This window comes from Microbacterium sp. NPDC078814, from assembly GCF_040702645.1.
GTDB lineage: Bacteria > Actinomycetota > Actinomycetes > Actinomycetales > Microbacteriaceae > Microbacterium.
On record NZ_JBFBLT010000032.1, the window covers coordinates 1 to 2,192 of the forward strand.

A 2,192-nucleotide genomic window follows, 5' to 3' on the forward strand; every position below is an offset into this window, starting at 1 on the left:
TCCGTGGGCACTCGTCCCCGACAGGACGAGCAGTTCGACTAGTGTTCTAGGTCGTCTGCGTCGTTGAGGGGCGAGCAACAGAGCATCACGCCGAGGGGCGTGAGGTCGTTTCGTCCGCAGTCTTCGCAGGTGTGGAGTGTGCGGGTCATCGTTGACCTGTCCTTAACGGGGTGAAGCCCTGCCCGTGTGTGGTCAGGGCTTCGTGTGGGTGTGGAGTTCAGTCGTAGCCGGGTGTGAAGGAGAGCCTGTTGCGGCTGGGTTCGTATCCGGTGAGGTCGTCGTTGTCGCAGCACCTGTCGCTGGCGGATTGTGAGTTCCACACGGTGTCGCAGGAGATGCACGCGTATTCGGGTTGGGTCATGCGTGTGCTCCGGTGGATGTGCCGTGGATTCGGTTTCCGCAGACGCATGTGATGGTCCCGCTGGCCGGGTAGGTGGCGGGTCGTCCGCATCGTGCACACGTGGTAGTCATCGGGTTCCTTTCACGCGGCGCCAGTAGTGCGCGGTGAGGTGGTTGTCGATGAGGTGGTCTGCGGTGCGGACGAGTGCCCATGTGATACCGAGCGCGATGGTGGCTTTGAGGATGAGCTGGTCGTACCGCATCAGTCGTCCTCGTCGGTGAACAGGGTGTCGCCGCGGTTAAGTGCCGCGTAGAGGAGTCCGTCCGTGTAGAACCTGGATTGCATGGCTCGGGTGGTGAAGTAGAGAACGCTGTCTTCTGCTTCGGCGTCGGCGAACGTGGTGGTTTCGGTGACGATGACGTAGGCGCCTGCGAGGTCTCCGTCGCATTCGTCTGCGACGTGTGCGGCGAGGGCTTCTTCGAGCGTGGCGCGTGTGGTGTCACTCATGACGTGTCCTTGTGGGTTCTTTCTGCCACCAGTAGTCGCCGTCTACCGCTCGGCCTTTGTGTGGGCCGGCGTGACCGTTGGTGAGCTGGCAGTCGAGGGAGTCGTTGTTGAGGAGGTGCGTGGCCGTGCAATCAGTCGCCATCAGCCCACCTAGCTATCAGGCCATTTCGGATGTCTACCCCGTCCACCACGGCGCGGTGGAAAGCGACGGGGAACGTGTGTGCGATGTACGGTCCGCTCACCTCATTCAGATAGATGCCTACCCGCCGACCACATCTGCTGCACCTAATAACTCATCACCCCCGTCAAGCGCGCTCTGCTTCTCAGGCTTCATCGTCGTCTCCTGCTGGGGCGAACACGCACTGCCAGTCCCCTTCGCCCTCCATGTTGATGATGGCGAGGTCACGGATGAGGCCTCTGGTGCGGAGTGTGGCTTTGCAGGGTTGACGGTTGGGTTGGGTATACACAACAACCTCAGTCACGCCCATTCCTCAGGATCTCGGTCCAGGAGCGTCCTGCACAGCTTGCATGTGACGTCGTCCGGGTAGGGAGTCAAGAACTTGAAGGATGCGGGTCCGTTTGCATGCAGCGTCTTGGACCAATCCCCCACCCAGTGCACGAAACGCGTCTCCGTGTATGCCTCGGTCATGCGGCTAGTTCCTGTTCTATTCGTTCGGCGTTGTCAGAGGAAGTTGTCGACGTCTTCGCCTCGTCTGCGCAACATTGCCTGGTACTCCGGGTTGTCGCGGTTGAGCCATCGTTCTTTGAGCCCGAGGCTTCCGGCCCAGGTGACCGCGGGTGACTGATCCGCCCAGGCGATGAAGTCCTGTACCTCGTTTCGCATCAAAACGCCGCCTCGGTTCTCGAAGCCAGCGTGGCAGTGAGGACTGCGACGTGACGTACCCACTCGTGCGCATCGCACTCGTAGCCGCACTCGCAGAAGCCGTAGCGGACAACCCACTTGTGGCTAGCGAGGAGGTGCGAGTAGGTGCACTCTTCGGTGATCTCGTACTCAATCTCAGTCATCAGTTGCCCTTGCGAGTGTTTGCGCGTCGCCATGGCTTGGCGTAGAAGGATCGATCGAATGCCCGTCGTGTGGGCGGGAGGAAGATGTAGACGGGCCACCATTCGGGTGTCTGCCCAGCTCGCAGTCCCCATCGGATGCGCCGCGCCCAGAAGGTTGTGATCGGCTTAGTCATCGTCTTCTCCGACGTGTGAGTCGACACTGAGCAGGAAGTCACCCTCACCTTCGAGGGCTTGCACGGCCATTGCGTGCATGGTCTGTCGTTCGCTCTCCATGAGCGTGCCTTTCTAGGCGGGTGGCATGGGTTGGGGCCGGAACACT

General features: G+C 61.0%; 5 protein-coding genes. All 5 read right to left on the reverse strand.

Annotation, left to right across the window (positions count from 1 at the left end; genetic code table 11):
- Nucleotides 1–217 precede the first annotated feature (217 nt).
- Complete coding sequence (locus AB0300_RS18750) at nucleotides 218–361, reverse strand: hypothetical protein (protein ID WP_366216682.1); 144 nt, start codon at nucleotides 359–361, stop codon at nucleotides 218–220.
- Between the two features lie 106 nt (nucleotides 362–467).
- Nucleotides 468–602: a hypothetical protein gene (locus AB0300_RS18755; RefSeq protein ID WP_366216683.1), complete on the reverse strand. Its 135-nt coding sequence runs from the start codon at nucleotides 600–602 to the stop codon at nucleotides 468–470.
- Nucleotides 602–847, reverse strand: coding sequence for a hypothetical protein (locus AB0300_RS18760; RefSeq protein ID WP_366216684.1), 246 nt, complete (start codon nucleotides 845–847; stop codon nucleotides 602–604). The genes AB0300_RS18755 and AB0300_RS18760 overlap by 1 nt, the downstream gene beginning before the upstream one ends.
- A 682-nt stretch (nucleotides 848–1,529) precedes the next feature.
- Complete coding sequence (locus AB0300_RS18765; RefSeq protein WP_366216685.1) at nucleotides 1,530–1,691, reverse strand: hypothetical protein; 162 nt, start codon at nucleotides 1,689–1,691, stop codon at nucleotides 1,530–1,532.
- Nucleotides 1,691–1,873 (reverse strand): hypothetical protein, encoded by a 183-nt coding sequence (locus AB0300_RS18770; protein ID WP_366216686.1) that lies wholly within the window; start codon nucleotides 1,871–1,873, stop codon nucleotides 1,691–1,693. The genes AB0300_RS18765 and AB0300_RS18770 overlap by 1 nt, the downstream gene beginning before the upstream one ends.
- Between the last annotated feature and the right edge of the window lie 319 nt (nucleotides 1,874–2,192).